Annotated in this window: 27 protein-coding genes; 15 read left to right on the plus strand and 12 right to left on the minus strand. The window is 70.7% G+C overall.

The window, feature by feature from the left end:
• Nucleotides 1–25 precede the first annotated feature (25 nt).
• The 3 genes from QRN44_RS05645 to QRN44_RS05655 are packed head-to-tail and all read right to left on the minus strand — an operon-like array spanning nt 26 to nt 3128.
• Nucleotides 26–610, minus strand: coding sequence for an SRPBCC family protein (locus QRN44_RS05645; RefSeq protein WP_285038513.1), 585 nt, complete (start codon nt 608–610; stop codon nt 26–28).
• 35 nt (nt 611–645) lie between these two features.
• Nucleotides 646–2124 (minus strand): phytoene desaturase family protein, encoded by a 1479-nt coding sequence (locus QRN44_RS05650; protein ID WP_175116993.1) that lies wholly within the window; start codon nt 2122–2124, stop codon nt 646–648.
• Nucleotides 2125–2129: 5 nt separating this feature from the next.
• Entirely contained in the window at nt 2130–3128 is a 999-nt protein-coding gene (locus QRN44_RS05655) for an SDR family oxidoreductase (RefSeq protein WP_175116991.1), read from the minus strand.
• Nucleotides 3129–3335: 207 nt separating this feature from the next.
• Between QRN44_RS05655 and QRN44_RS05660 the strand changes: the two genes are divergently transcribed.
• Nucleotides 3336–4040, plus strand: a complete 705-nt coding sequence (locus tag QRN44_RS05660) for a GAF and ANTAR domain-containing protein (RefSeq protein WP_158596587.1) — start codon at nt 3336–3338, stop codon at nt 4038–4040.
• Nucleotides 4037–4777, plus strand: a complete 741-nt coding sequence (locus QRN44_RS05665) for a GAF and ANTAR domain-containing protein (RefSeq protein WP_064297058.1) — start codon at nt 4037–4039, stop codon at nt 4775–4777. Before QRN44_RS05660 ends, QRN44_RS05665 begins: the two co-directional genes overlap by 4 nt.
• Before the next feature lie 27 nt (nt 4778–4804).
• Here the strand turns inward: QRN44_RS05665 and QRN44_RS05670 are convergent, their stop codons facing one another.
• Nucleotides 4805–5467 carry a dihydrofolate reductase family protein gene (locus QRN44_RS05670; RefSeq protein WP_121291338.1) on the minus strand — a complete coding sequence of 221 codons (663 nt, stop codon included), beginning with the start codon at nt 5465–5467 and terminating at the stop codon, nt 4805–4807.
• Nucleotides 5468–5650: 183 nt separating this feature from the next.
• On the opposite strand from QRN44_RS05670, the gene QRN44_RS05675 reads away from it, so the two are divergent.
• From QRN44_RS05675 to QRN44_RS05685, 3 genes are all read left to right on the plus strand, one after another.
• Complete coding sequence (locus tag QRN44_RS05675) at nt 5651–5851, plus strand: DUF2795 domain-containing protein (RefSeq protein WP_158596586.1); 201 nt, start codon at nt 5651–5653, stop codon at nt 5849–5851.
• A 177-nt stretch (nt 5852–6028) separates the two neighbouring features.
• Complete coding sequence (locus QRN44_RS05680; protein WP_064297056.1) at nt 6029–6334, plus strand: DUF7882 family protein; 306 nt, start codon at nt 6029–6031, stop codon at nt 6332–6334.
• 58 nt (nt 6335–6392) lie between these two features.
• The gene (locus QRN44_RS05685) at nt 6393–6602 is read left to right on the plus strand and encodes a hypothetical protein (RefSeq protein ID WP_121291689.1); all 210 of its coding nucleotides are present in this window, start codon (nt 6393–6395) and stop codon (nt 6600–6602) included.
• A 66-nt stretch (nt 6603–6668) separates the two neighbouring features.
• Here QRN44_RS05685 and QRN44_RS05690 read toward each other — a convergent pair whose 3' ends face one another.
• Complete coding sequence (locus QRN44_RS05690; protein ID WP_285038514.1) at nt 6669–6836, minus strand: hypothetical protein; 168 nt, start codon at nt 6834–6836, stop codon at nt 6669–6671.
• 74 nt (nt 6837–6910) lie between these two features.
• Entirely contained in the window at nt 6911–7192 is a 282-nt protein-coding gene (locus QRN44_RS05695; protein WP_064297054.1) for a DUF7882 family protein, read from the minus strand.
• Nucleotides 7193–7448: 256 nt separating this feature from the next.
• Here QRN44_RS05695 and QRN44_RS05700 point away from each other — a divergent pair, with 256 nt between their 5' ends.
• A complete protein-coding gene (locus tag QRN44_RS05700) occupies nt 7449–7772 on the plus strand; it encodes a DUF7882 family protein (protein WP_121291336.1) in 324 nt (107 codons plus the stop codon).
• Between the two features lie 22 nt (nt 7773–7794).
• On the opposite strand, the gene QRN44_RS05705 is transcribed toward QRN44_RS05700, so the two are convergent.
• The 3 genes from QRN44_RS05705 to QRN44_RS05715 are packed head-to-tail and all read right to left on the minus strand — an operon-like array spanning nt 7795 to nt 9999.
• Entirely contained in the window at nt 7795–8061 is a 267-nt protein-coding gene (locus tag QRN44_RS05705) for a DUF7218 family protein (protein ID WP_064297053.1), read from the minus strand.
• Between the two features lie 58 nt (nt 8062–8119).
• Nucleotides 8120–8866, minus strand: a complete 747-nt coding sequence (locus QRN44_RS05710; protein WP_175116985.1) for a ThuA domain-containing protein — start codon at nt 8864–8866, stop codon at nt 8120–8122.
• Complete coding sequence (locus QRN44_RS05715; protein ID WP_071261738.1) at nt 8863–9999, minus strand: Gfo/Idh/MocA family protein; 1137 nt, start codon at nt 9997–9999, stop codon at nt 8863–8865. Before QRN44_RS05715 ends, QRN44_RS05710 begins: the two co-directional genes overlap by 4 nt.
• Nucleotides 10000–10116: 117 nt before the next feature.
• On the opposite strand from QRN44_RS05715, the gene QRN44_RS05720 reads away from it, so the two are divergent.
• On the plus strand, nt 10117–11313 hold the full coding sequence (locus tag QRN44_RS05720) for an ROK family transcriptional regulator (RefSeq protein WP_175116983.1): 1197 nt from the start codon (nt 10117–10119) through the stop codon (nt 11311–11313).
• Nucleotides 11314–11571: 258 nt separating this feature from the next.
• Here the strand turns inward: QRN44_RS05720 and QRN44_RS05725 are convergent, their stop codons facing one another.
• Complete coding sequence (locus tag QRN44_RS05725) at nt 11572–12576, minus strand: SDR family NAD(P)-dependent oxidoreductase (RefSeq protein WP_285038515.1); 1005 nt, start codon at nt 12574–12576, stop codon at nt 11572–11574.
• Nucleotides 12577–12749: 173 nt separating this feature from the next.
• On the opposite strand from QRN44_RS05725, the gene QRN44_RS05730 reads away from it, so the two are divergent.
• The 3 genes from QRN44_RS05730 to QRN44_RS05740 all read left to right on the plus strand — a co-directional run bounded on the left by QRN44_RS05730 (nt 12750) and on the right by QRN44_RS05740 (nt 15127).
• Nucleotides 12750–13307 carry a TetR family transcriptional regulator gene (locus QRN44_RS05730; protein WP_285038516.1) on the plus strand — a complete coding sequence of 186 codons (558 nt, stop codon included), beginning with the start codon at nt 12750–12752 and terminating at the stop codon, nt 13305–13307.
• Nucleotides 13308–13432: 125 nt separating this feature from the next.
• Entirely contained in the window at nt 13433–14059 is a 627-nt protein-coding gene (locus QRN44_RS05735) for an MSMEG_1061 family FMN-dependent PPOX-type flavoprotein (RefSeq protein ID WP_071261734.1), read from the plus strand.
• A 123-nt stretch (nt 14060–14182) separates the two neighbouring features.
• Nucleotides 14183–15127 carry a PDR/VanB family oxidoreductase gene (locus tag QRN44_RS05740; protein WP_158596584.1) on the plus strand — a complete coding sequence of 315 codons (945 nt, stop codon included), beginning with the start codon at nt 14183–14185 and terminating at the stop codon, nt 15125–15127.
• A gap of 221 nt (nt 15128–15348) precedes the next feature.
• On the opposite strand, the gene QRN44_RS05745 is transcribed toward QRN44_RS05740, so the two are convergent.
• Complete coding sequence (locus QRN44_RS05745) at nt 15349–16188, minus strand: FAS1-like dehydratase domain-containing protein (RefSeq protein ID WP_285038517.1); 840 nt, start codon at nt 16186–16188, stop codon at nt 15349–15351.
• A gap of 72 nt (nt 16189–16260) precedes the next feature.
• Nucleotides 16261–17535, minus strand: a complete 1275-nt coding sequence (locus tag QRN44_RS05750) for a CaiB/BaiF CoA transferase family protein (protein WP_175116971.1) — start codon at nt 17533–17535, stop codon at nt 16261–16263.
• A 169-nt stretch (nt 17536–17704) separates the two neighbouring features.
• Between QRN44_RS05750 and QRN44_RS05755 the strand changes: the two genes are divergently transcribed.
• From QRN44_RS05755 to QRN44_RS05775, 5 genes are all read left to right on the plus strand, one after another.
• Nucleotides 17705–18715: a FecCD family ABC transporter permease gene (locus QRN44_RS05755; protein WP_285038518.1), complete on the plus strand. Its 1011-nt coding sequence runs from the start codon at nt 17705–17707 to the stop codon at nt 18713–18715.
• Nucleotides 18712–19767 (plus strand): FecCD family ABC transporter permease, encoded by a 1056-nt coding sequence (locus QRN44_RS05760; RefSeq protein ID WP_285038519.1) that lies wholly within the window; start codon nt 18712–18714, stop codon nt 19765–19767. Before QRN44_RS05755 ends, QRN44_RS05760 begins: the two co-directional genes overlap by 4 nt.
• Nucleotides 19764–20615 carry an ABC transporter ATP-binding protein gene (locus QRN44_RS05765; protein WP_285038520.1) on the plus strand — a complete coding sequence of 284 codons (852 nt, stop codon included), beginning with the start codon at nt 19764–19766 and terminating at the stop codon, nt 20613–20615. The genes QRN44_RS05760 and QRN44_RS05765 overlap by 4 nt, the downstream gene beginning before the upstream one ends.
• A 60-nt stretch (nt 20616–20675) precedes the next feature.
• Complete coding sequence (locus QRN44_RS05770) at nt 20676–21674, plus strand: ABC transporter substrate-binding protein (RefSeq protein ID WP_285038521.1); 999 nt, start codon at nt 20676–20678, stop codon at nt 21672–21674.
• Between the two features lie 163 nt (nt 21675–21837).
• Nucleotides 21838–23202, plus strand: coding sequence for an MFS transporter (locus QRN44_RS05775; protein ID WP_175116966.1), 1365 nt, complete (start codon nt 21838–21840; stop codon nt 23200–23202).
• The last annotated feature ends 68 nt before the right edge of the window (nt 23203–23270 follow it).

A 23270-nucleotide genomic window follows, 5' to 3' on the forward strand; every position in this document is an offset into this window, starting at 1 on the left:
GTTGTGCGTCGGCGTCGGATCGACGTCAGTGACGGGCGAGCTTGCGCGCCACCGCGACCACCGGCACGGCGACGACGAGGACCGACGCCACCCGCGCGAACAACGACCGCTTCGGGAACTCGGCGTCCTTCCGGTCGTCCGCCGTCGGTTCTGCCGCCTCCACGAGGTGGGTGCCGCCGGCACCGCCCTCAGCGAGGTGGGCGAGCCGGCGCAGCGTCTCGACGTTGCGGATGTGCAGACCGATGTCGAGGAGCCAGACCGGGATCAGCGCACCAGGGCCCGTCACGGCATGCTCGTGCAGGTGGACGACGCACCCGCGCTCGTGCGGTTCCACCTCGATGGCGACACGGGCCTCACCGAGCGGCCACCCCTTCGGCTGGATGACGAAGCGGTGCGGAGCATCCCATTGGAGCACGGTGGTCTCGTCGTCCAGCACCGCCGGCCAGACACCGAAGGAGTGGTGCAGCTTCCCGTCCACGTGCGGCCACCGGTCACCGACGTCACGCATGCGGGACGCACCGACCACCCACGCCGGGAACAGCCAGCCGTCGGCGAGGACGGCGAAGACGCGGTCGGGCGGGCAGTCGAAGACCTTGGTGGTGTGGGACACGGTGGTGTTCCTTTCGCTGAAAGCGGGGATGGAGGTCAGGAGGGGCGCGCGGTTCGGTCTGGCGCGAGCGACGGCATCCGGTCGCGACCGAACACCGAGCGGAGGGCGCTGCGGGCGGCGTGCCAGCCTGCGAGACCGTGGACGCCCGGGCCCGGTGGTGTCGACGAGGAGCACAGGAAGATCCCCGGCGTCGGCGTCCGCCACGGGTCGTTCGAGAGCACGGGACGCGCGACGAGCTGCGCGAAGGTCGCAGCGCCGGCGGCGATGTCGCCGAGGACGTAGTTCGGGTTGTACCGCGCCATGTCGCGGGCGGTCATCGACGCCGACGTCAGGATCACGTCGCGGAACCCGGGGGCGAAGCGCTCGATCTGCCGGGTGATCGCCTCGGTCTGGTCGAGACCGGACCCGCTCGGCACGTGCGTGTAGGCCCAGAGGACCTGGGCGTCACCGGGAGCGCGACCAGGATCGCCGACGTCGGGCTGCGAGACGAGGACGTAGGGCGACTCGCTGTGCCGACCGCGGGCGACGTCGCGCTCGGCGGCGGCGATCTCCGGGCGGGTGCCGCCGAGGTGGAGCGTGCCGGCCCGCGCCAGTTCCGGGTTCGTCCACGGGACGGGACCTGAGAGTGCGAAGTCGACCTTGGCCACGCCGTCGCCGTACCGGAATCGGGAGAGACGACGGAGGTACGCGTCGGGCAGACGGCTGCCCGCGATCTCGGCGAGCGCCTTCGGGGTCGTGTCGAACAGGACGGCACGGGCGGACGGAAGTTCGTCGATGGAGCGCACCTCGGTTCCGGTGACGATCTCACCGCCGTGGGCCAGCAGGTCGTCCGCGAGCGCGTCGACGATCGCTTGGCTGCCGCCGACGGGGATGGGCCAACCGCGGGCGTGCGCATACGCGCCGAGCGACAGGGCGGCGGCCGAGGTGGACAGGCTCGGCATCGGCCGGATGGAGTGGGCGGCGACACCGCTGAGCATCGCCGGAGCGGTCTCCTCACGGAACCGGAGGTTCCAGGCCGGGCTGCCCTGCTCGAGCGCGCGGAGGCCGAAGCGTGCGACCGTGACCGGGTGGCGCGGCACCTGCAGGAGCTTGCCGCCGGTGAACTGCGAGACGCGGTCGGCGTCGGCGGCGAGCGGTCCCATGAGCGAGCGCCAGGCCCCGCCGTCCCGTCCGAGGGCGTCGGCGGTGCGGTCGATGTCGCGGTAGGCGATCCCGGCCCGGCCACCGTCGAGCGGGTGGGCGTAGGAGATCTCCGGCACGACGAGGTCGATGCGGCGCTCGAGGCCGAAGGACCGGAAGAACCCGGAGGCGAGCGCCATCGGGTGGACGGCGGAGCAGATGTCGTGGTGGAAGCCGGGCAGCGTCAGCTCGGCGGTCCTGGCTCCACCGCCGATCGTGTCGCCTCGCTCCACCACCTGCACGTGCAGGCCGGCCCGCGCGAGGGTCACCGCGGCGGCGAGCCCATTGGGCCCCGCGCCGACGACCACCGCGTCGAACTGCTCGCGCCGCGCCATCGCGCTCAGCGCCGCTTCGCCGCGCCGGCCACGAGGGCGACGCCCGCTGCGAGGGTGCCGGCGGCCGCCGCGTACACCCCGCGACGGTGGCGGATCGCCCAGGTCTGCGGGCTCCACGAGTGGGCCTTGTCGCTGAACACGCCGCGGGCGCCGTGGTCACCGGGGGCCGGTGTGTAGACGTTGTCCGGCAGGCGCGGGTCGTGCTTGTCCGGCGCAAGCTGCCCGGAGTATCCGGTCCTGGCGAGGAACCAGTCGAGGAATCCGCCGGCGAAGCGGTCACCGAGGATCGTGCCGACGGTGGACTCCCCCACCCAGGTGCGTCGCCTCGGTCGGTCTGCGACGTCGGCGATGGCGGTCGCCCCGACCTCGGGCTGGTAGATCGGCGGCACCGGCTGCGGGTGCTCGGGCAGCTGCGACTTCACCCAGCTGAACTGGATGGTGTTGAGCGCCGGCATGTCCACCGTCGAGAGCTTGACGTTGCTGCCGTCGTGGAGGAGCTCGGCGGTGACCGACTCTGTGAACCCGCGGGCACCGAACTTCGACCCGCAGTAGGCGGCCTGCAGCGGGATGCCGCGGTGGGCGAGGGCGGAACCGACCTGGATCACGTGCCCACGGTCGCGCGGGACCATGCGCGAGAGGGCGGCCCTGGTGCCGTTGACGAAGCCGAAGAAGTTGACGGCGACGGCACGCTCGAAGTCCGCCGGTTCGGTCGTGAGGAAGTCCCCGAACACACCGACCATGGCGCAGTTCACCCACAGCTCGATCGGTCCGAGTTCCGCCTCGACCCGGTCCGCCGCCTGCTCGACGGCCTCCCGGTCGGCCACGTCCGTCGGCACGGCCAGCCCGCGACGTCCGGCCTGCTCGACCTCGGCGACGGTGGCTGCGAGTCCGTCCTCGCCGCGGGCCAGGATCGCGACGTCCCACCCACGGGCGGCGAGTTCGCGGACGGTCGCACGACCGAGCCCTGCGGTTCCGCCGGTGACGACGGCGACCCCGCGGCTCATCGCGCCGACCGATCGGCTGCTGCGGACCGCTGGGCGGAGGGGCGCGGAGAGGGTGTCGTCGTCAGAGGCATGACGCCACGTTAGGCGAATCCACCCCGCCAGGGCGGCCCCTTGCTTTCCCAGGCAGGACGGATCACCACCCGGCGGTCGCGGCGGGATGGCCGTACGATGAACGGAGACCTCCCTCGAGCCGGAAGGAATGCGGACATGAGCGACACCTTCGCCATCGTGTACAGCGCACTCGACCGGGTCGACGAGGACGACCAGCTGGTGGAGCCGATCCTGCGGCTCATGCCGCTCAGCGGTGTCTCGATCGCGACGCTCGGCGACACCCTGAGCCCCGAGACGATCGCCGCGAGTGACGAGCAGATCGCGCTGCTCGACGAACTCCAGTTCGACCTCTCGGAGGGCCCCTCCTGGGACGCGGTCGGCAGCGGCCGCCCGGTGCTGGAGGAGGCCGTCAAGCGGACCGGCTACGACTCCTGGCCGTCGTTCACCGAGGCTCTCCGCGACCACGCGGTCGGCTCCATCTTCGCCTTCCCGCTCCGCGTCGGGCCGCTCCAGGTGGGTGCGGTCGAGCTGTACGACACCGAGGAGCGCACGCTGGACACGCAGGCGGTCGGGGCCATGATGTCCCTCACCCGCCCGCTCAGCCGGTACGTCCTCCGACGCACCCTCGAACTCGCGAGTCTCCCCGACACGACGCAGCTGAAACCCCACGCACGACGCCGGATCCACCAGGCGACCGGATTCGTGATCGCGCAGCTCGGACTCTCCCCCGACGACGCCCACCTGCTGATCCAGGCTCAGGCCTTCGCCCAGAACCGCTCGATGTCGGAGGTCGCGGAGGACATCCTCGAACGTCGCACCGGCTACGTGATGCGCGACGAGACGATCGAAGACGAGCGATGAACGCGCGCGGCGACGACGGGACCGGTTCCGAGCTCCGTCACTCGACCGCCCTGCTCGACGTGTTCGCGACGCTCGCCGACACGCTGGTGGACGACTACGACGTGGTCGACCTGCTGCAGATCCTGGTCGATGCCAGCGTCGACCTCCTCGACGTCCAGGCCTCGGGCATCCTCTTGGCGGATCCGCACGGCGACCTCGAGCTGATCGCGTCGACCAGCGAGTCCGGGAGGCTCGTGGAACTCATCCAGCTGAGCGCCGACGAAGGCCCGTGCATCGACAGCTTCCGTGCGGCGACGCCGGTGTCGATCCCCGAGATCGCCGCGGTCGCAAGCGACTGGCCGAGGTTCGCCGAGGTCGCGGCGACCGCGGGGTTCCGGTCGGCTCATGCCTTCCCGCTGCGACTCCGCCGGACCACCATCGGCACCCTGAACCTGTTCCGCACGGCTTCGGAGGCCTTCGACCGGTTCGAGTCACGGGCCGCGCAGGCGATGGCCGACGTGGCGACCATCGGCATCCTGCACGAGCGCACCCTTCGCGAGAGCGACGTGACCCGCGGCCAGTTGGAGTCCGCGCTGCAGTCGAGGGTCGTCATCGAGCAGGCGAAGGGCGTCGTCGCCTACACCGCTGCGATCTCGGTGGAAGCGGCCTTCGAGGTGATCCGCAAGTACGCGCGGAGTCGCCGTCGTCCCTTGGCGGACGTCGCCCGCGACATCGTGGAGCGTCGCCTCGAGCTCTGAGGTGCGGCCACCGGCCCCGATCGACCTTCAGCGCGGTTTCCGCGCGAACACGTGATGCACGACGCCACTCGGTGATGCGGTCACTTCGACTGTGAACCGATCCTCCAGGCCTTCGAGCCCGTCCCAGAGCCGCACCCCACGACCGAGCAGGATCGGGACGACGACCACGTGGAGATGGTCGACGAGGTCGGCCTCGAGGAACTGCCGGACCGTCGTCGGCCCTCCACCGAGACGGACGTCGAGTCCGTCGGCGAGCGACGTCGCGAACGACAACGCATCGACGGCGGACAGGTCGCGGAAGAGGAACGTCGTCTCACCGACCACCAGGTCCGGTCGTTCATGGTGGGTCAGGACGACGACCGGTGTGTGGAACGGCGGTTCCTCGCCCCACCATCCCCGCCAGCTCTCGTCCTCCCACGGGCCGAGCTGCGGACCGAACTTCCGACGGCCCATGATCTCGACGCCGATGCGGTCATCGGTGGCCGCAGCGAACGCGTCGTCGACCCCGCGTGTCCCGGCGCCGACCGCCTCATCCTCGTGCCCGCTCTTGGACACGAAGGTGCGGGTCGGGAGGAACCACTGCATCAGCCGATGCCCGGCGTGACCGAAGGGGGTCTCGAAGGACTGGCCCTCGCCCGTGGCGAACCCGTCGAGCGAGACGGCGAGATTGTGGACCCGGAGCATCGTCATGGGCACACGTTAGTCCGGACACCCTGGCCCGTCGAGTAGCAGCTCGACGGCTGAAAGGCAAGAGCGCGCCGAACGGTCGAACGGCGACGACACTCGAAGGAGGGCACGGCGGTCCGACGACCGGTCGACGCAGCCGTCCCGCCTGACATCGGGTGCCACGACGCGCCCAGAGAGGAGATGCTCGTGTTCACCGAGCTCGACGAATTCCTACGCGGCATGGAGTACCCCTGCCGCCCCAGCGACCTGACGCGTGAGGCCCGCCGCGACCTGCTCCCGACCCACCTCGTGGAGGCGCTCCGCTCGCTCCCCGAGCGCAGCTACACCAGCCGCTGGGACGTCCTGCACCGCACCTCGATCGCGGAGGCGCTGCCGATCAGCGTCTGAGCGATCGCGCACCACGGCTGAGCGGCACCGGCATCGCGCCGGTGCCGCTCCGTCGTGTCAGGTCCACCGGCCGGACAGGTCGGAGATCATGCGGCGGTTCGCAACCCCCTCGGGCATCGTGGCGGTTCCTGGGGGCCGGGCCTACCGTAGGAAGCCGAGAGCGGAGCAGGAGGACCCATGGGCAAGATGATCTACGACGCCGAGGTGTCGGTGACGTTCGATGACCGGGTGCTCGCCCACCTGCAGCAGGTCATCGGCGCCAAACTGCGTCGCGGTGAGGGGTTCTACTTCGGGTGGAAGGACGACCCGCGGGCCGGCGACGGCCGGACGACGATCTGGCTGCACCCCGCGATGTCGCTGCGATTCAAGTACGCGGGCAGCGTCCCCGTCGAACTCAACCGCGCATGGCTCGACGCGCTCGCCGTCAGCGCCGACTCGAACCACGGCCTGGTGCTCGTCCCGGAACCGGGCCCGCGCGTCTGAGGCTCCACAAGCCCTGAGGCCGAGCCCGGACGCCGGGTCCGTGCGCTATCGTCTCGACATGACCGACAGCGACCAGACTCCGCACACGCACGACGAGAACCGACACGACCAGCTGACGACGGCCCCGAACGCCACCGAGGAGGACGCCGCGCCCCGCATCGACGTCACCGATCAGGGCGACGGCGTCACCCGCATCGACATCCGCGACGACGCGGCGGTGCGCCCGGGCGCAGACCCCGAGGACACCGAGCAGACGGACCGAGCCTGAACCCCGCCTGTTGCACGACGAAGCGCCGCCGACCCGAGGGCCGGCGGCGCTTCCACGTCTGACGGCTCAGCGAGCGTCGGGGTCGTCGAGGGGTGCCGTGTCCGGCTGCTCGAGCACGTCCGGCTCGTCCGCCGTGTCCTCGTCCGTCGGCTCGTCCGGGATCTCGGTGGGCGGCGTGCCGACCACCATGTCCGGGTCGGTACCCAATGCGTCTGCTCCGGTGAAGTCGCTCATGTCGCTCCTGCTTCCTGTGGTGGTGGTCTGGGTGATGCTGGTATCGGGGAGATGCTGGTCTCGGGAGGTGGTCGTCAGGCGACGACGACGTGCAACCCGCCGGTGATCTCGATCTCCTCGAGCATCTCGGCGGCCATGCGTTCGTCGATCGGCGGCTCGAACTCGGCGTCGAACGCGAAGACGATCGGCTGCTCGGGCGAGACCGTGACCGGTTCCGATGATTGGAAGCGCCCGCGATGGAGTTGCAGCCGGAACGAGCGCTCGCCGAGCATCCGTGTGAGGATCACGCGTTCCAGTTGGGCGAGCGTCTGATCGTCGACCTGTGATCGGAGCGCACCGAGGCGGAGGAATCCCATCGTCAGCCCCTTTCTCAGGTGTGCCACGCTAGCGCGCAGAGATGGGGGCGCCCGGGCCATTGCGCGGATGGCCCGGGCAGCGGACAATGCGCGTGCGCGTCGTCGATCGAGCACCGCATCGTGGATAATCGGGCGCGCGCCAAGAATGTCTCGTATCCTGAGAGAGCGCTTCACCGACCCGGACCCCGTCGCGATGCGCGCCGTGTCGGCTGTCCACGTCGACGACCATCTCAGGGGTTGGAAGTCGAGGTTCCCAATGGGACAACTGGTCTACGGCACCGGGGATGCACGCGTGCGGCTCGACGACCGCATGCTCGCCCATGTCAAGACGATCGCACTCATGAAGCTGCGACGGAACGAGTCGTTCGCGCTCACGGTGCGACAGGACTCCACCACCGACGGACGCACGACGCTCTGGCTGCACCCGGCGATCGCCCTGCAGTTCTCCTTCGACTCCGACGAGGTCGGCGAGATGGACCGCGCACTGCTCGAAGGTTTCATGCACGAGGCGAACACCGGCGAGGTCGTCGTCCACGCGACGACCGGCGACGACGCGACCGCCGGGTCACCGAAGCGGTGAGTCCGGCGGCCGAGCCGCCTGTTCAGCTGTCGCGGAGCATCGCGATCAATTCGCTCTTGCGCTTGTCGGAATAGCCGGTGAGGCCGATCTCCTTCGCACGCTCGCGGAGCCGCGCGACGGTCCAGTCGTCGTACGACCCGGACTCGCCGCCCTTCTCCCCGATCGCCGAACGTCCCTGCTTGGCCGCCGCGTTCGAGATGCGTGCCGCCTTCCCCTTCGAGGCGCCCTCGTCGCGGAGCTTCTCGTAGAGCTCGGGGTCCTTCAACGACGGATTCTCCGTGTCGGGCATGTCGCCCTCCCTTCCGTGTGGCGGCCATTCTCCTCCGGCCGCGCTCACCCATCCAGCCCTAGCGCAGGAACCAGTCCCGCGGGTGCTGGTCGGCGGTCGGCGGCGTGCGCTCGATCGTCGGACGGGCCCACTCGGCAGCGTTGGCCAGTACGCGGCGGATGTCGGGGTGGTGGTAGACCGGGTACTCCTGATCACCGGGTGAGAAGTAGAACACCCGCCCGCGCCCGCGGTGGTAGGCGACACCGGAACGGAAGACCTCGCCGCCGGCGAAGGTGGAGAGGAACACCTCCTCGTCGGGACGCGGGATGTCGAAGTGCTCCCCGTACATCTCCTGGCGGTCGATGACGATCGGGTGCGGGACACCCTGTGCGATCGGGTGGTCCGGGAGCACCGTCCAGACGAGTTCGCGCTCGCCGTCGTTGCGCCACTTGAGCGCGCAGCTCGTCCCCATGAGGCGTTGGAAGACCCGCGAGTAGTGACCGGAGTGCAGCACGACGATGCCCATGCCGGCGTGGACGTGTCGGACGACCCGCTCGACGACCTCGTCGGAGACCTGGTCGTGGGCGATGTGCCCCCACCAGAAGAGGACGTCGGTGTTCGCGAGGACCTCCTCGGTGAGACCGTGCTCGGGATCCTGGAGGGTCGCGGTCGAGACGGACACGGCGTCCCCGAGCGACTCCTCGAGGCCCGCCGCGATCACGGCATGGATGCCGTCGGGGTAGTGCCCCAGCACCACGGCGTCACCGCGGGACTCGTGGACGAACTCGTTCCAGACGCGGATGCGGATCGGTGTCGTGGTGCTCATGCGGGGACCTCCAGTTCGTGCCCGGCGGCGGCCGAGGCGTAGGCGGCGTCGATGACGCGGCTGCGGTGCAGTGCGTACTCGCCGTGGTGACCGGCGAAGCGGAGTTCGCCGCCGGCGGTCTCGCCCGCGCGGATGGTGTCGAGGAACTCCGCGATGACCGACTGGTGGTGACCGGCCGGGACCTGCACGGCGGGTCGTTCGATCGTCGGCGCACCGGCGACGTCACGGTAGATCGTGACCGTTCCTTCGGTGTTGTAGTTGTCGACGTGGAGGCGGACGCCACCCTCTGAGCCGAGCAGTTCGACAGAGATGTCCTCGTGCGCCTTCGAGTAGGAGGCCCACGACGCCTCGAGGTGCAGGCTGCCGCCGTCTTCGAACCGCAGGAGGGCGGACGCGAAGTCCTCGACGTCGAAGGCGTGGGAGGACCGGCTCGAGACCGGACCACCGCCGGAGGAGCCGCCGCGGCCGGCGCGGCCCAGCTCGTTGTACGCGACGGCCGACACGTGCGTCACGCGCGGCTCACCGAGGAGCGAGAGCGCGATGTCGAGGACGTGGGACCCGAGGTCGATGAGCGGCCCGCCGCCGGCCGCGGCCTTGTTGGTGAACCAGGAGTCGATACCGGGCACACCCTGGCGACGCAGCCAGGAGGCACGCGAGTGGTAGACACGGCCGATCGGCTCCTCGGCGAGGTACCGCGCGAGGTAGGCGACGTCGGCACGGCGGCGGTGGTTGTAGGCGACCTCGAGGACGCGGTCGGCGGCGGTCGCCGCCTCCACCATCTCGGCGGCGAGGTCGGCGGTCGTGGCGAGCGGCTTCTCGCAGAAGACGTGCTTGCCGCTTCGGAGCGCGGCCACGGCGATCGGGTGGTGCAGGGCGTTCGGCACGCCGATCGACACGATGTCGAGGTCGTCGCGGGCGACGAGGTCCTCCCAGTCGGCGTAGGTCTCGGGGACCCCGCGGCTCTCGGCCAGCTCGGCGAGTCGCGCCGGTTCCTGGCCGGACAGGGCGACGACGGTGGCACCGGGGAGCGCGGTGAAGGCGTCCAGGTGCGTGGTGCCGGCGAAGCCGAGGCCGATGACGCCGACCCGGAGATCCGATGCGTCTGTTGTGGTCGGGGCGGTACTGGTGCTCATGCTCGGACGGTTCCTTTCGGGGTGCGGAGCCGAGCACTGTCGTGACCGGCGGTGGTCGACCTTCGCCACTAAATATAGCGGCCATATCTAGTAATGCAACCCTGCTACAGTCACCCCATGGCGGAACCGGGGATCGAGACGGGCAGGGCGAGCGTCGAACTCGTCGCCGCCTACGCCTTCGACCACGGTGCGTTCACGGCGAGCGACGTCATGGATGGGACCGGCCTGACCCGCGCGACCGTACTGAACGCCTGCGACTCCCTCGCCGACCGCGGCTGGATCCGTGAGCTCGACGACGCCCGGGCCGCCGGCGACTACCGACGGGGACGACCGGCCCGGCGCTACGAACTCGCCGCGGACACCGCCTTCGTGATCGGACTCGACGTGGGGCAGCATCGGGTCGCAGCACTCGTCGCGACGCTCCGTGGTGAGGTCGTCGGCCGGGCCGAACGCCCCATCGTGGGCGGCGACGAAGACCCCGACCTCCGCCTCGCGACCGCACGGACCGTCGTCGAGGAGGCGACCGCGCAGGCCGGCGCGACGCCGGGGCAGGTGCTCGTGACCGCCGTCGGCGTCCCGGCACCGGTGGACGCGCACGGCCGCTCCCCGCGCGGCGATCACGACTACTGGGCCCGGATGAACCCCGACTTCGCGAGCCGCCTCGGCCCGTGGGGTGACGTCGTGCTCGAGAACGACGCCAACCTCGCGGCCACGGCGGAGCGCGCCCTCGGGGAGGTGGCGCGTGAGTCCATCGCCGTGCTCCTGGCCGAGGCGAGTTTCGGGGCGGGACTCATCGTGGACGGCGTGCTGCTGCACGGCGGGGCGGGCGGCGCGGGCGAACTCCGCGTGCTCGGCATGGTCGAGGGCGTCGGTTCACCGGAGGGCCTGGACGGTGCGGCACGGTCGTGGCTGGAGGAGGATCAGCGATCGGGTGCGGTGCCGGCGTCGTCTCCCCTCGCACGGACACCGATCGACGCCCTCGACGTCGGCCGCGTCATCGACGCCGCCGCCTCGGGCGACGCCTACGCCGGCAGACTCGTCGAACGCCTCGGGGAACGCCTCGGGCGGGTGTGCGTCCTGTTCGGCAGCCTGCTCGACGTGGACGAGGTCGTCGTCGCCGGCGGCGTGGCCCGCGTCGCCTCGCCCGTCATCGCAGCGGCTCAGACCTGGCTCGACGAGGGGACCTACGCGCCGACGCCGATCGTGCGGGCCTCGCGACTCGGCGCGGACGTCGTCGCCCTGGGCGCGATCACGCGGGCGGTCGCGACGATCCGCTCCCAGCCGTGGCGCTTCGCCGCTCCGATCCCGCGCTGAGTCCGCGCGCCGCCCATCGCAGGCCGGACACGGCGCAGGGCCCCACCTTCCGCCAAGATCGGTGGGGCCCTGTGAGCGGTGTCACCGCAGTGCGAACGATCGTTCCGGCCGTACTCGTTCAGAGCGTTCGCAGGGGACGGGCGACGCAGAGCGGGCCCGTGTGATTCAAGATTCGCAGCAGAAATACGTTCATCCCGCCCTGAACGACCGTTAAGAATCGCGGTTCTTACCGATTGCTGAAGTTCTGTGCAACGGCTGCTACTGCACCGACCATCCACCGTCGGACGGCAGGATGACGCCGTTGACGTTCACGCCGTCATCGCTCAGCAGGAAGGTGATGGACGCGGCGAGCTGCTCCGCGGTCGCGATCGTCGGGATCGCCGCCTGGAACGGTCCGAGCCGCGCCGAGCCGGCCTCGGAGACGTTCGGCGGGAAGGGGATCCCCGTGGCGACACCGCCCGGAGCGACGGCGTTGACCCGGACGCCGCGCGGTCCGTACATGAAAGCGGCACTCTTGGTCATGCCGACGACCGCGTGCTTCGAGGTCGTATAGGCGTTCCCCGAGGCGTTGCCGCGCAGCCCGGCCTCGGACGCGATGTTGACGACCGAGCCGGATCCGGCCGCGACCATCGACGGCAGGACGGCGCGGGTCAGCTTGAACGCACCGGTGACATTCACGCCCATCACCCGCTCCCAGGTCGCGTCAGAGGTCTCGTGGAGCGGGGAGAAGTCGTCGTTGATACCGGCGACGTTGGCGAGCGCGTCGATCCGCTCCCCCGCTGCAGCCACGATCGCGTCGATGTCGTCCTGCTTCGTGATGTCGCCGGCGACCGTGACGAGGTCGGCGTCCGGCAGGCTCGAGGCGAGGTCGGCGAGCTTGTCCTCGAAGAGGTCCACGGCCACGACCCGGCCGCCCTCACGCGCGACGCGGGATGCCGTGGCACGGCCGATGCCGGAAGCGGCCCCGGTGACGATCACGGTCTTCCCGGCGAACCGACCCACGGTGATGCGCTCCTGCCACCCCTGGGGCGCGTCGTCGACGGGTACGACGCCGTCGTTCGCGGCGAGCACGAGGTCGTCGATGAGCGACTGGGGCAGCTTGCCCTGACTCAGGGCGACGAGCTGCTGGAGCGGGAGGCCCGAGATCGGGGCGAGCTGCGATTCCTCGGTGCCCAGCTGGGTGAGGAGGCCGCGGATGAGCGGTCCACCGGTGGGGTCGGCGAGCCATGCGGCGATCGGGGTGTTGGCGGTGAGGGCGCTCATGGGGGTTCCTTCGTTCTCGGGAGGGCGATGAGCGGCGGGACCGTATGGGCCTCGATCCATACCGGACATCATTGTCCGGTACACGTTACGCCGTCCGGGTCATGGCCACCAGCCCTCACGGCGGGCTCCCAGTCGGGTGCTCCGGAGCGACCGCGCGGCGTTACGCTACCGGGATGTCGTCCACGCCCCCGAAGTTGAACCGAGGCCCGAGCGCGGGACCCGAGAACCGCCGAGCGCTCGTCGCCGCGGCGCGTCAGGTGTTCGCCGCTGACGGCTTCAGCGCTCCCCTCAGCGCGGTCGCGAAGCGGGCGGGCGTCGGACAGGGCAGCCTGTACCGGCACTTCCCCGACCGACTCTCCCTCGCCCTCGCGGTGCTCGACGAGAACGTCGGCGAGCTGGAGGAGCACACCGGGCGACCCGATGCGACCCTCGACAGCCTGCTCGACGTCGTGATCGACCAGGCCCTCGTCACCTCGCCCTTCGTCGAGGCGATCCTCGGCGAAGGCGACGACCCCCGCGTGATCGCGCTCGGCACCCGCCTCGACCGCCTCGCGCACGCCCTGCATGCGAAGGAACTGGCTGCGCACCGCATCGCCGACCACGTCGAGCCCGATGACATCCTCATGGCGATCTCGATGGTGGGAGCGACCCTCACCCGCATCCCCGATTCCCATCGAGCCGACACCGCGGCGCGCGCGAAGGCGATGTTCCGCCGCTCGTTCGGCCGATGAACCGGGGCGTGATGATGGATGCGGCTGGGTCGGTGGCACAGGACACCCGCGAACCGTGTGCCGACAGCCCATTGAGGCGTGCGAAGGACGACCGTAGGGTCGGAGGGACAGAGAAGGGGTCCGCCATGCAGGCCAGCGCGTTCGCGTCGATCGACGTCGACACCATCCGTCGCTCCCTCGGCGAACCGGATCCCGCGGCGACGGCCAAGATCATGGACGAGCTCGACGAGAACTGCCTCGCCTTCCTCGCCCACTCGCCGTTCTGCACCATCGCGACGTCCGACGCCGACGGCCGGTGCGACAATTCGCCGCGCGGGGACTACCCGGGGTTCGTCCGGGCGCTCGACACCCGCACGCTCGTGATCCCGGAGCGCCTCGGCAACCGCCTGGCCGACTCCCTGCAGAACATCGTCCAGAACGGCCACATCGGCATGCTGTGCTTCGTCCCCGGCATGAGCGAGACCCTCCGGATCAACGGCACGGCCACCGTCACCGACGACCCGGCACTCATGGCGATGCTCGAACAGGACCACGTGACGCCGCAGCTCGCGATCGTCGTGCGCACCGAGGAGGTCTACCTGCACTGCGGGCGGGCGCTGCTCCGCGGCGGGCTGTGGGACGCCGAGATGCAGGAGCTCGCGGCCGAGGTGCCGAGCGCGGGCAGGATCTGGGCGAGCATGTCGGGCCTGAGCACCGAGGTCGGCGACGCCATCGACGAGGCGGTCGCCGTCGGGAACCAGAGCCTGTACTGATGGCTGGAAGCAACGGGCCTGCCCTGATGGCTGGAAGCAGCAGGGTTTCCTGATGCGCGACCGCGCGGGCATGACCGGTCCGGATCTCCAGATCGGCGATGCCATCGACACGAGGGATTTCTGATGCGCAATCGCGCGGGCATGACCCCGCTCATCGTCCAGGAGATCGTGCACGAGACACCGACGATCGTCAGCGTCGTGCTCGCCGATCCGGAGGGTCGCCGGCTCCCGCCGTGGGACCCCGGAGCGCATATCGACCTGCAGCTCATCACCCGCCACGAACGGCAGTACTCGCTCTGTGGTGATCCTGCGGACGAGTTCCGGTACCGGATCGCCGTCCTGCGGGAGGAGCACTCGCGGGGTGCCTCGCACTACATCCACAACTTCCTCAAGGTCGGTCGGAAGGTGTTCATCCGGCCACCAAGGAACCTGTTCCCACTCTCGGACGCGAAGCGGCACCTGCTGCTCGCGGCCGGCATCGGGATCACGCCGCTGCTCTCGATGGCGCGTCGGTTGGCCGCGGGCGACGCCGATTGGACCCTGGTCTACGCGGTGCGTACCCGGGAGGACGTCGCGTTCGCGCCGGAGCTCGAGGCTCTGGGCGACCACGTGCGCATCCATGTCAGCGCGGAGAGCGGCCGTCTCGACCTGGCCGGCCTCCTCGCGGGCCTCGAGCCGGGCACCGACGTGTCGGCCTGCGGGCCGCGCGGGTTCACCGACACCCTGACGAACCTGGCCGAGACGTTGCCCGAGGGCTGCCGGTTGCACCTCGAGCGGTTCGAGCCGAAGCCCCGCGCCTACCTGCCGAACACGGCGTTCACCGTCGAGTGCGCGAGGTCGGAGCGGACCGTCGAGGTTCCCGCCGGGCAGACGATGTTGCAGGCGATGCAGGCCGCGCGGGTCGGTGTCGCCGGGTCGTGCATGCGGGGCGTCTGCGGCTCCTGCGCCGTGCAGGTGGTGGACGGGACGCCGGAGCATCGCGACTCCCTGACGACCGACGACGCGTCGATGATCATGTACCCGTGTGTGTCGAGGTCGCTGACGCCGACGCTCGTGATCGACGCCTAGGCGGCGCGGCGCGGCGCGGCCTCTCAGCACCCGACCCCGGTCCCTGAGCCCCATCCCCGGTCCCTGAACCGCATCCCCGGTCCCTGAGCCTGTCGAAGGGCGGCGTCCCCCGTGAGCACTTCGACGAGCTCAGTGACCGATGGAGGAGGGCTCAGTGACCGATGGAGGAGGGCTCAGTGACCGGAGGAACGCTCAGCGGCCGGCGGCACGCACCCCCGTGGTCAGGGGCGCCAGGTGGCGTCGGCGGAGGCGAGGACCGTACCGTCGGCGGCACGCACGACGACCGAGGTGCCCTCCGGGCCGTCCGTCCCCGCGATGCGGAACGCCGTGTCGACGAGCACCGGTGCCTTCGCCCGGAAGCGGACCGACGCGAGCCGACGACCACCGGCGTTCGCCGTGAGGGCGTCGAGCACCAGGATGCGGGTGAGCGGACCGTGCACGAGGAGGTCGTTGAGCCCCTCGACCTCACGCGCCCACTGTCGGTCATAGTGGATGCGGTGCGTGTTGCCCGTGACCGCCGAGAAGCGGAACAGCTGGCGGGAGTCGAGCGACCGGGTCACGGTCCAGTCGGCTCCGGCGTCGGGATCGACGTCCTCGGCGGCCACCTCGGGCACCGCCGTCCGCGGGGAGGGCACCGCGGGCTGCGCCTCGAGGAACACATCGTGCCAGGTGCTGCGGACCGCGACCTCGCCGTCGACGAGGTACTCACGCACGAGGTCGGCGAAGACCAGGCGGCCGACCCGCCCCTGCTTCTCGACGAGCGAACCGAGGCTCGTACGCTGCATCACCATGTCGCCGTAGCGGAGCGGCGCCAAGAACTCGGTGTCCTCCCCCGCGTACATGCGGCGCGGCAGGTCGATGACCGGCAGCACGCCGTCCTCCGCGGGTGAGCCGTCTTCGCGGAGCTGCGCGAACGGCGTCTCGAACGGGAAGTGGACGCCCTCCCAGCCGGCGGGGAGCTCCTCGCCGAGGACCGGTTCCGGTGCCGCGGTCGCGAAGGTGCTGCGATACCAGGAGGCGGGACGGAGATCGAGCTGCTCTGTCCGCTCGACGAGCCCCACTCAGATCACCCCGTCGGACCGCAACGCGGCGATACGGTCGGCAGGCTGCTCCGTCCGGTCCACGAGTCCCACTCAGATCACCCCGCCGGACCGCAACGCGGCGATGCGTTCGGCGTCGTACCCGGCGAGCGCCGTCAGCACGTCGTCCGCGTGCTCGCCCATGTGGTTCGCGGGGCGGTCGGTGGTCGCGGGCGTCGCGCTCAGTTTGATCGGCTGGCCGAAGGAGCGGAGGGTGCCGAAGGAGCCGTAGTCGGTCTCGACGACCATGTCGCGTTCGGCGGTCCCCGGGTCGTCGACGACCTCGCCGATGGTCTTCACGGCGGTGAGCGGGACGACGTCGCCGGCCAGCTCCTCGAGCTCGGCGCGGGTGCGGTCCGCGAACCAGGAGACGACGAGCGGCTTGACGCGACGGGCGTACACCTCCTCGTCGAAGCGTTTGCGCATGGTGTCGATCTCGGGGTCGGCGATCGCCTCGGGCGTGCCGAAGAGCTCGCAGCTCGCCTTCCAGAGCTTGTCGGTGTACGCGCCGAAGAACACCTGACCGTCGGCGCAGGGGAACAGCTCGTAGGGCCGCACCCAGGCGTGTTCGTTGCCGGACGGCGAGGCGACGGTCCCGTCGACGGTGTAGTCGACGACGGCGGTCTCGGTCATCGCGATGATGCTGTCGACCTGGGCGACGTCGACGAGCTGGCCCACGCCGGTGCGCTCGGCGTGCCGCAGCGCGGCGAGCGTGCCGATGACGCCGAACATCGTCGCGGAGAGGTCGCCGATGGTGACGCCGACGCGTACGGGCGGCTGGTCCGCGTAGCCGTTCATGGACCAGAGTCCGCCGGCGGCTTGGGCTGTGTTGTCGAAGGCCGGGCGGCGGCTGCGCGAACCCGTCTGTCCGTAGCCGGAGATCGCGGTGTACACGAGCTTCGGGTTGATGGCGGCGAGCGCCTCGTAGGGCAGGCCGAGCTTGGCCATCGTCCCCGGGCGGAAGTTCTCGACGAGGATGTCGGCGCTCGCGACGAGGTCGCGCAGCACCTCCTTGCCGGCGTCGCTCGCGAGGTCGAGCGCCAGACCGAACTTGCCGCGGTTGTACTGGCCGTAGTAGCCGCTGAACTCCTCGTCGCCGTCGCGCAGGTAGGGCGGGAAGCCCCGGGAGACGTCGGGGTCGTTCGGGTTCTCGATCTTGATGACGGTCGCGCCGAGGTCGGCGAGCATCGATGCGGCGTAGGGGCCGGCGAGGACGCGGGAGAGGTCGAGGACCACCACGCCCTCGAGCGAGCCGGGCGGGACGGCGAGTCGTTCCGTGGCGGCGAGGACCGCTTCGGTGTCGGCTCCGGTCGACGGCTGCTCGGTCATTCGTGTCCTCCTGATCGCTGTACTCCGTACCGGTCAACGGTATCGGGCGGTGGAGGCCTCACCCATGGGTGAACCGCACACGTCCCGCGCCGATCCATGGATCGCCCGCCCGTCGCCGCCGATGACGGACGTGCATCGCTACCGGGATAGGTGAGGCTAGGCTAACTCCATGCGCAGCGCGACCCTCCTCCGATCGAGACGCGCGCTCGCCGTCGGCATGCTGGCCGTCGCGCTCCTCGTCATCGCCCTCGCGAGCCTGATGCTCGGCAGCAACCTCATCAGTCCCGTGGCCGTCCTCACCGCACTGTTCGACCCCACCCAGGACACCGGTGCCGTCGTCTGGGGGTCGCGGGTGCCGCGCACGGTCCTCGGCGTCCTCGTCGGCGTCTGTCTCGGGATCGCCGGTGCCGTCATGCAGGGGCAGACCCGCAACCCGCTCGCCGACCCCGGCCTGTTCGGTGTCTCCGCCGGCGCGAGCCTCGCGGTCGTCGTCGGGGTCTACGTGCTCGGCACGAGCTCGGTGATCACGACCCTCTGGCTCGCCCTGCTCGGCGCCACCGTCGCCAGCGTCATCGTGTTCTCCGTCGCCGCGCTCGGCCGCGGACTGTCGAGTCCCGTCCCGCTCGCGATCGCCGGCACCGCCGTCTCGGCCCTGCTCGTCGCCCTGACCTCGTACCTCGTCCTGTCCGACGAGACGACGCTCGCCGCCTATCGCATCTGGGTGGTCGGTTCACTGTCCGGCCGATCGCTCACGGGCGTCGACGCGGCCCTGGTCTTCGCCGGGCTCGGCCTCGTGTTCGCGTTCGCCAACATCCGCTCGCTGAACGCCCTGGCGCTCGGGACCGAGCTGGCGAACGGCCTCGGTGAGAACCTCATCCGCGCACGACTCGTGGGGCTCGCCGCGATCACCCTGCTCACGGCCGCCGCCGTGGCCCTGACCGGCCCGATCGCCTTCGTCGGGCTCACCGCGCCGCACATCGCGCGCACCCTCGTGGGCGGGCATCACGGCTGGCTCCTCCCCGCCTCGGGACTCGTCGGTGGGAGCGTGCTGCTCGCGTGCGACGTGATCGGTCGACTCATCGGTGGCACCGCCGAGGTGCCCGTGGGCGTCGTCCTCACCGTCGTGGGCGGCATCGCGTTCATCGCCATCGTGCGCCGCGGACGGATGGCGGAGCTGTGAGCGCCGTGCGGGAGGGCAGCCGCTTCTTCGGCCGCCTGTGGCGAGGGCGGGTCGTCGGCGTCACGATCGCCTGTCTCGTCGTCGCGCTGGCGTTCGCCCTGCTCGGGATCGTCGCCGGCTCGTCGTCCCTGACGATCCCCGACGTGATCACCACCCTGCGCGGTGGTGGGACCGGCGGCCAGGAACTCATCGTGTTCGAGCTCCGCCTCCCCCGGGTCGTCGGCGGCCTTCTCGTCGGTGCGTCCCTCGGACTCGCCGGGGCCCTGACCCAGACCTTCGCACGCAACCCGCTCGCCACTCCGGACATCCTCGGTGTCACCTCGGGTGCCGCGCTCGGGGCCGTGGCCGCGATCGTCCTGGTCGGCGGCAGCTACTCGGTCGGGGCCGGCGCCCTCAGCCTGGGCTTGCCCGCCATGGCCGCGATCGGCGCCCTCGTCACCTCCGCCGCCGTCTACGCGCTGTCCTGGCGCGGCGGCGTCGACAGCTTCCGACTCATCCTCATCGGCATCGGTGCCACCGCGACCCTTGGCGGCATCACGAGCTACCTCATCGCCCGGGCGCAGATCACCGAGGCGGCAGCGGCGGCACAGTGGCTCGTCGGCAGCCTCTCGGGCATCTCCTGGTCGAGCGTGTGGCCGGTGCTCGTCGCGCTGGTGATCCTGACACCGATCGCGGTCCTGCAGACGAGCAGCCTCGACATCAGCCAGCTCGGCGACGAGTTGTCGACCGGCCTCGGCGTCGCGGTCCAGCGGCATCGGATCGTCGTCATCGCGTGCGCGGTCCTGCTCGTCGCAGCGGCCGTGTCCGCGGCGGGGCCGATCGAGTTCGTCGCCTTCGTCGCGCCGCAGATCGCCCGCCGCCTGGCCCGCACCGGTCGCCCGCCGCTGCTCGCCTCCGCACTGCTCGGCGCCGTCATCGTCACGGGCGGCGACGCACTCGTCCGTGGTGTCCTGCCGGGCGAGATCCCGGTGGGCATCATCACGGCGATCGTCGGCGCGCCCTATCTCATCTGGTTGCTGACGCGCCGCAAGGAACGGGAGACCTCCGCATGACCGACCCCGCCACGACCGCATCGCCCGCGCAAGGGCGTCCGACGCCCGCCCTCGAGGCTCGGGGCGTCTCCCTGGCCTACGACCAGACGGTGGTGTTCGAGGGGCTCGACCTCCGCATCGAGACGGGCGAGGTCACGACCCTCATCGGCGCCAACGGCTGCGGCAAGTCGACGCTGCTCAAGGCGTTCGGTCGCCTGCTCACCCCGACCGCCGGCACGGTCGAGCTCGGCGGTCGCGGCGTGCGGTCGATCCCGACCCGCGAGGTCGCGCGCCGCCTGGCGATCCTGCCGCAGAAGCCCCTGACGCCGTCGGCGACGAGCGTCCGCGACCTCGTCTCGCGGGGGCGGCACCCGCACCAGAGCCTCCTCAAGCCGTGGACGCCCGCCGACACGATCGCCGTCGACGAGGCGCTCGCCGCCACCGGTCTCGAGACCCTCGCCGACCGCGACACGGCCTCCCTGTCGGGCGGGCAGCTGCAGCGCGCCTGGATCGCCCTGGTCCTCGCGCAGCGGGCCCCCACGATCCTGCTCGACGAGCCGACGACCTTCCTCGACCTCAGCCACCAGCTCGACGTCCTCCGACTCGTGCGGTCGATCAACCGCGAACGTGGCGCGACGGTCGTCATGGTCCTGCACGACCTCACGCTCGCCGGTCGCTACTCCGACCGCCTCGTCGTCGTGGGCGGCGGCCGGGTCATCGCCGACGGCACGCCCTGGGAGGTCCTCACCCCGGCCGTGCTCCGGGAGGCGTTCGACCTCGACGCGATCGTCATCCCCGACCCGAGCAGCGGTTCGCCACTCATCGTGCCGGTCGACCCTGACGACGCGATCGCCCTCGACGCCAAGTGATCCGGGCGATCGGGCATTCCGATATCGTTTCGTGACTTAGGTTCGGCTACCCTAAGTATCATGACGATCTCTTCACGCCTCCGCCGCGCCGCACTCGTGCTCGTGCCCGCGCTCGCCCTGGTCGGCCTCGCCGGCTGCTCCCCCACCGCCGCCTCCGACGCCGACAGCAGCGGCGCCTGGAGCTACACCGACGACACCGGCACCACGGTCAAGCTCGACGAGCAGCCCAAGCGCATCGCGAGCTTCGCCGACTACGCGCTCGGCCTGCACGGCAACGGCATCGACCCCGTCGCGGTCTTCGGTCGCGTCGACGTCGCCACCGACAAGCGGTTCTCGGACTACGACCTCGGCGACACGGCCATCGTCGGCAACAGCTACGGCGAGATCGACCTCGAGGCACTCGCCGAGGCGGCACCCGACCTCATCGTGACCGGGATCTACCCGACCGATCGCGACGGCACGCTCGACCTCAAGGGCCCGTACTACGGTGTCGCCGACGTCGAGCAGCAGGAGCAGCTGGAGAAGATCGCTCCGGTCGTCGCCATCAAGGTCGGCGGCAAGGGTGCCGACGTCATCGCCTCGCTCAACAAGCTGTCCGAGGCGCTCGGAGCCGACGAGGACACCATCGCCGCGGCAAAGGAGAAGTACGACGCCACAGCAGCGGACCTGACCGCCGCAGCGAAGGAGACCGACCTCGAGGTCACGCAGATGTACGCGGACGCGAGCGGCATCTACGTCGTCAAGCCGCAGGACGAGCCGGAGACGGAGCTGTACAGCGAACTCGGCGTGAAGTACACGAACGCGAACCCGGACGGTTACTACTACTGGGACATCTACAGCTGGGAGAACGCCGGCCAGGCGATGACCGGTGACGTCCTGCTCGTCAACGTCGAGGGCTTCCAGCAGAGCGACCTCGAGGCGCAGGCGACCTTCGCCTCGCACCCGGCGCTCGTCGCCGGCCAGATCCACTCCTGGAACACCGCCGCCCTCGACTACACGTCTCAGGCGAAGCAGATGGAGACGCTCGCCGGGATCCTTCGCGAGTCGAAGGCGCTGTAGCGAGCACGGGGTGGGGCGGCCCTCGGGCGCCTCACCCCGTGTGCTCCCGACGCACCGGAACGGCCCCGGAGTGTGCCGACCGCACATGGGCTGAGCCTCCAGACGGCCGGTAGCCTCGTCAGGCGTCCCGGCCGTCCGGGTGCGCCCAACACGAAGGAGTGCCATGGCCATCCAGAGCGCGCGCGCGAGCGACCCACGCGGATCCGACACCACCACCGCAGGCCAGAGCGACATCGATCGCGACGGCCTCGACTCCCGGGTGCAGCGTCGCCGCGCCATCCTCGCCAGCTCGGTCGGCACCGTCATCGAGTGGTACGACTTCACCCTCTATGGGCTGGCCTCCGCGCTCGTGTTCGCGCCCCTGTTCTTCCCCGGCGCCGGTGACCTCGCCGGCCTGCTCGGCGCGTTCGCCGGCTTCGCGGTCGGCTTCGGTGCCCGCCCGATCGGCGGCCTGATCTTCGCCCATTACGGCGACAAGCTCGGGCGCAAACCGACGCTGCTCATCACGCTCCTCTTCATGGGCGTCGCGACCACCATCATCGGGTTGCTCCCCACCGCCGAGACCATCGGCATCTGGGCACCGATCCTGCTCATCGTGCTGCGGATCTTCCAGGGCATGGGCTCGGGCGCCGAGTTCGCGGGCGCGATCACGATGGCGAGCGAGTCCGCCGACGTGAAGCACCGCGCGTTCGCCGCCTCGTTCCCCGGTGCCTCCGTGTACGTGGGCATGGCGCTCGCGACCACCGTCTTCGCCGTGGTGAGCACGCTGCCGATCGACCAGTTCCAGAGCTGGGGTTGGCGGATCCCGTTCCTCGCGAGCGTCGTCATCGTCGCCTTCGCCCTGTACTTCCGCCTGCGCGTGAAGGAGACGAAGGCGTTCGAGAGCGCCGAGGAGCGCGGTGCCGTCACCTCCGCTCCGCTGGCCGGCGCGATCCGCTCGCACTGGCGCGTGATCATCTGCGGCATGGCGCTGTTCACGTTCGCCCTGCCATGGGTCTACGTCGTGCAGGTGTTCTCGCTGTCGTACGTCACGGGCACGCTGAGTGTGCACCCGACGGAGGCGCTCATCGGCCTCATCGTCGCCGAGGTCCTGACCATCCCGACGGCGCTGCTGTTCGGTCGCCTCGCCGACCGCATCGGTCGCAAGCCCGTCCTCATGGGCGCCGCGATCTTCGGTGTGGTCTACGCGTTCCCGATGTTCCTGCTTTACAACACGGAGCAGTCGACCCTCGTCGCGCTGGGCCTGATCCTCGGCCTCGCCGTCATCCAGGGTGCCACCATCGGCACCTCGGGGGCGCTGCTCGCCGAGATCTTCCCGACCTCGATGCGGTGGAGCGGCATCGCGCTCTCCCGCGAGATCCCGGCCGCCCTCGTCGGCGGGACGGTCCCGCTCGTCGCGACCGCGCTCGTCGCCGCGAGCGGTGGTGCACCGTGGCTGGTGGCGGCGTACCTGCTGCTGCTCAGCGCGATCGGCATCGTCGGGATCGCGTTCCTCCCGGAGACCCTGCCGCGCAAGCAGCGCGGCTGACCTGTTCTCCCCGGTCCCTGCCCTTCGACAGGCTCAGGAACCGCCTGTCGACGGGCGACGTCACCCGG

The organism is Plantibacter sp. lyk4-40-MEA-4 (assembly GCF_030209415.1).
Classification (GTDB): Bacteria; Actinomycetota; Actinomycetes; order Actinomycetales; family Microbacteriaceae; genus Plantibacter; species Plantibacter flavus_A.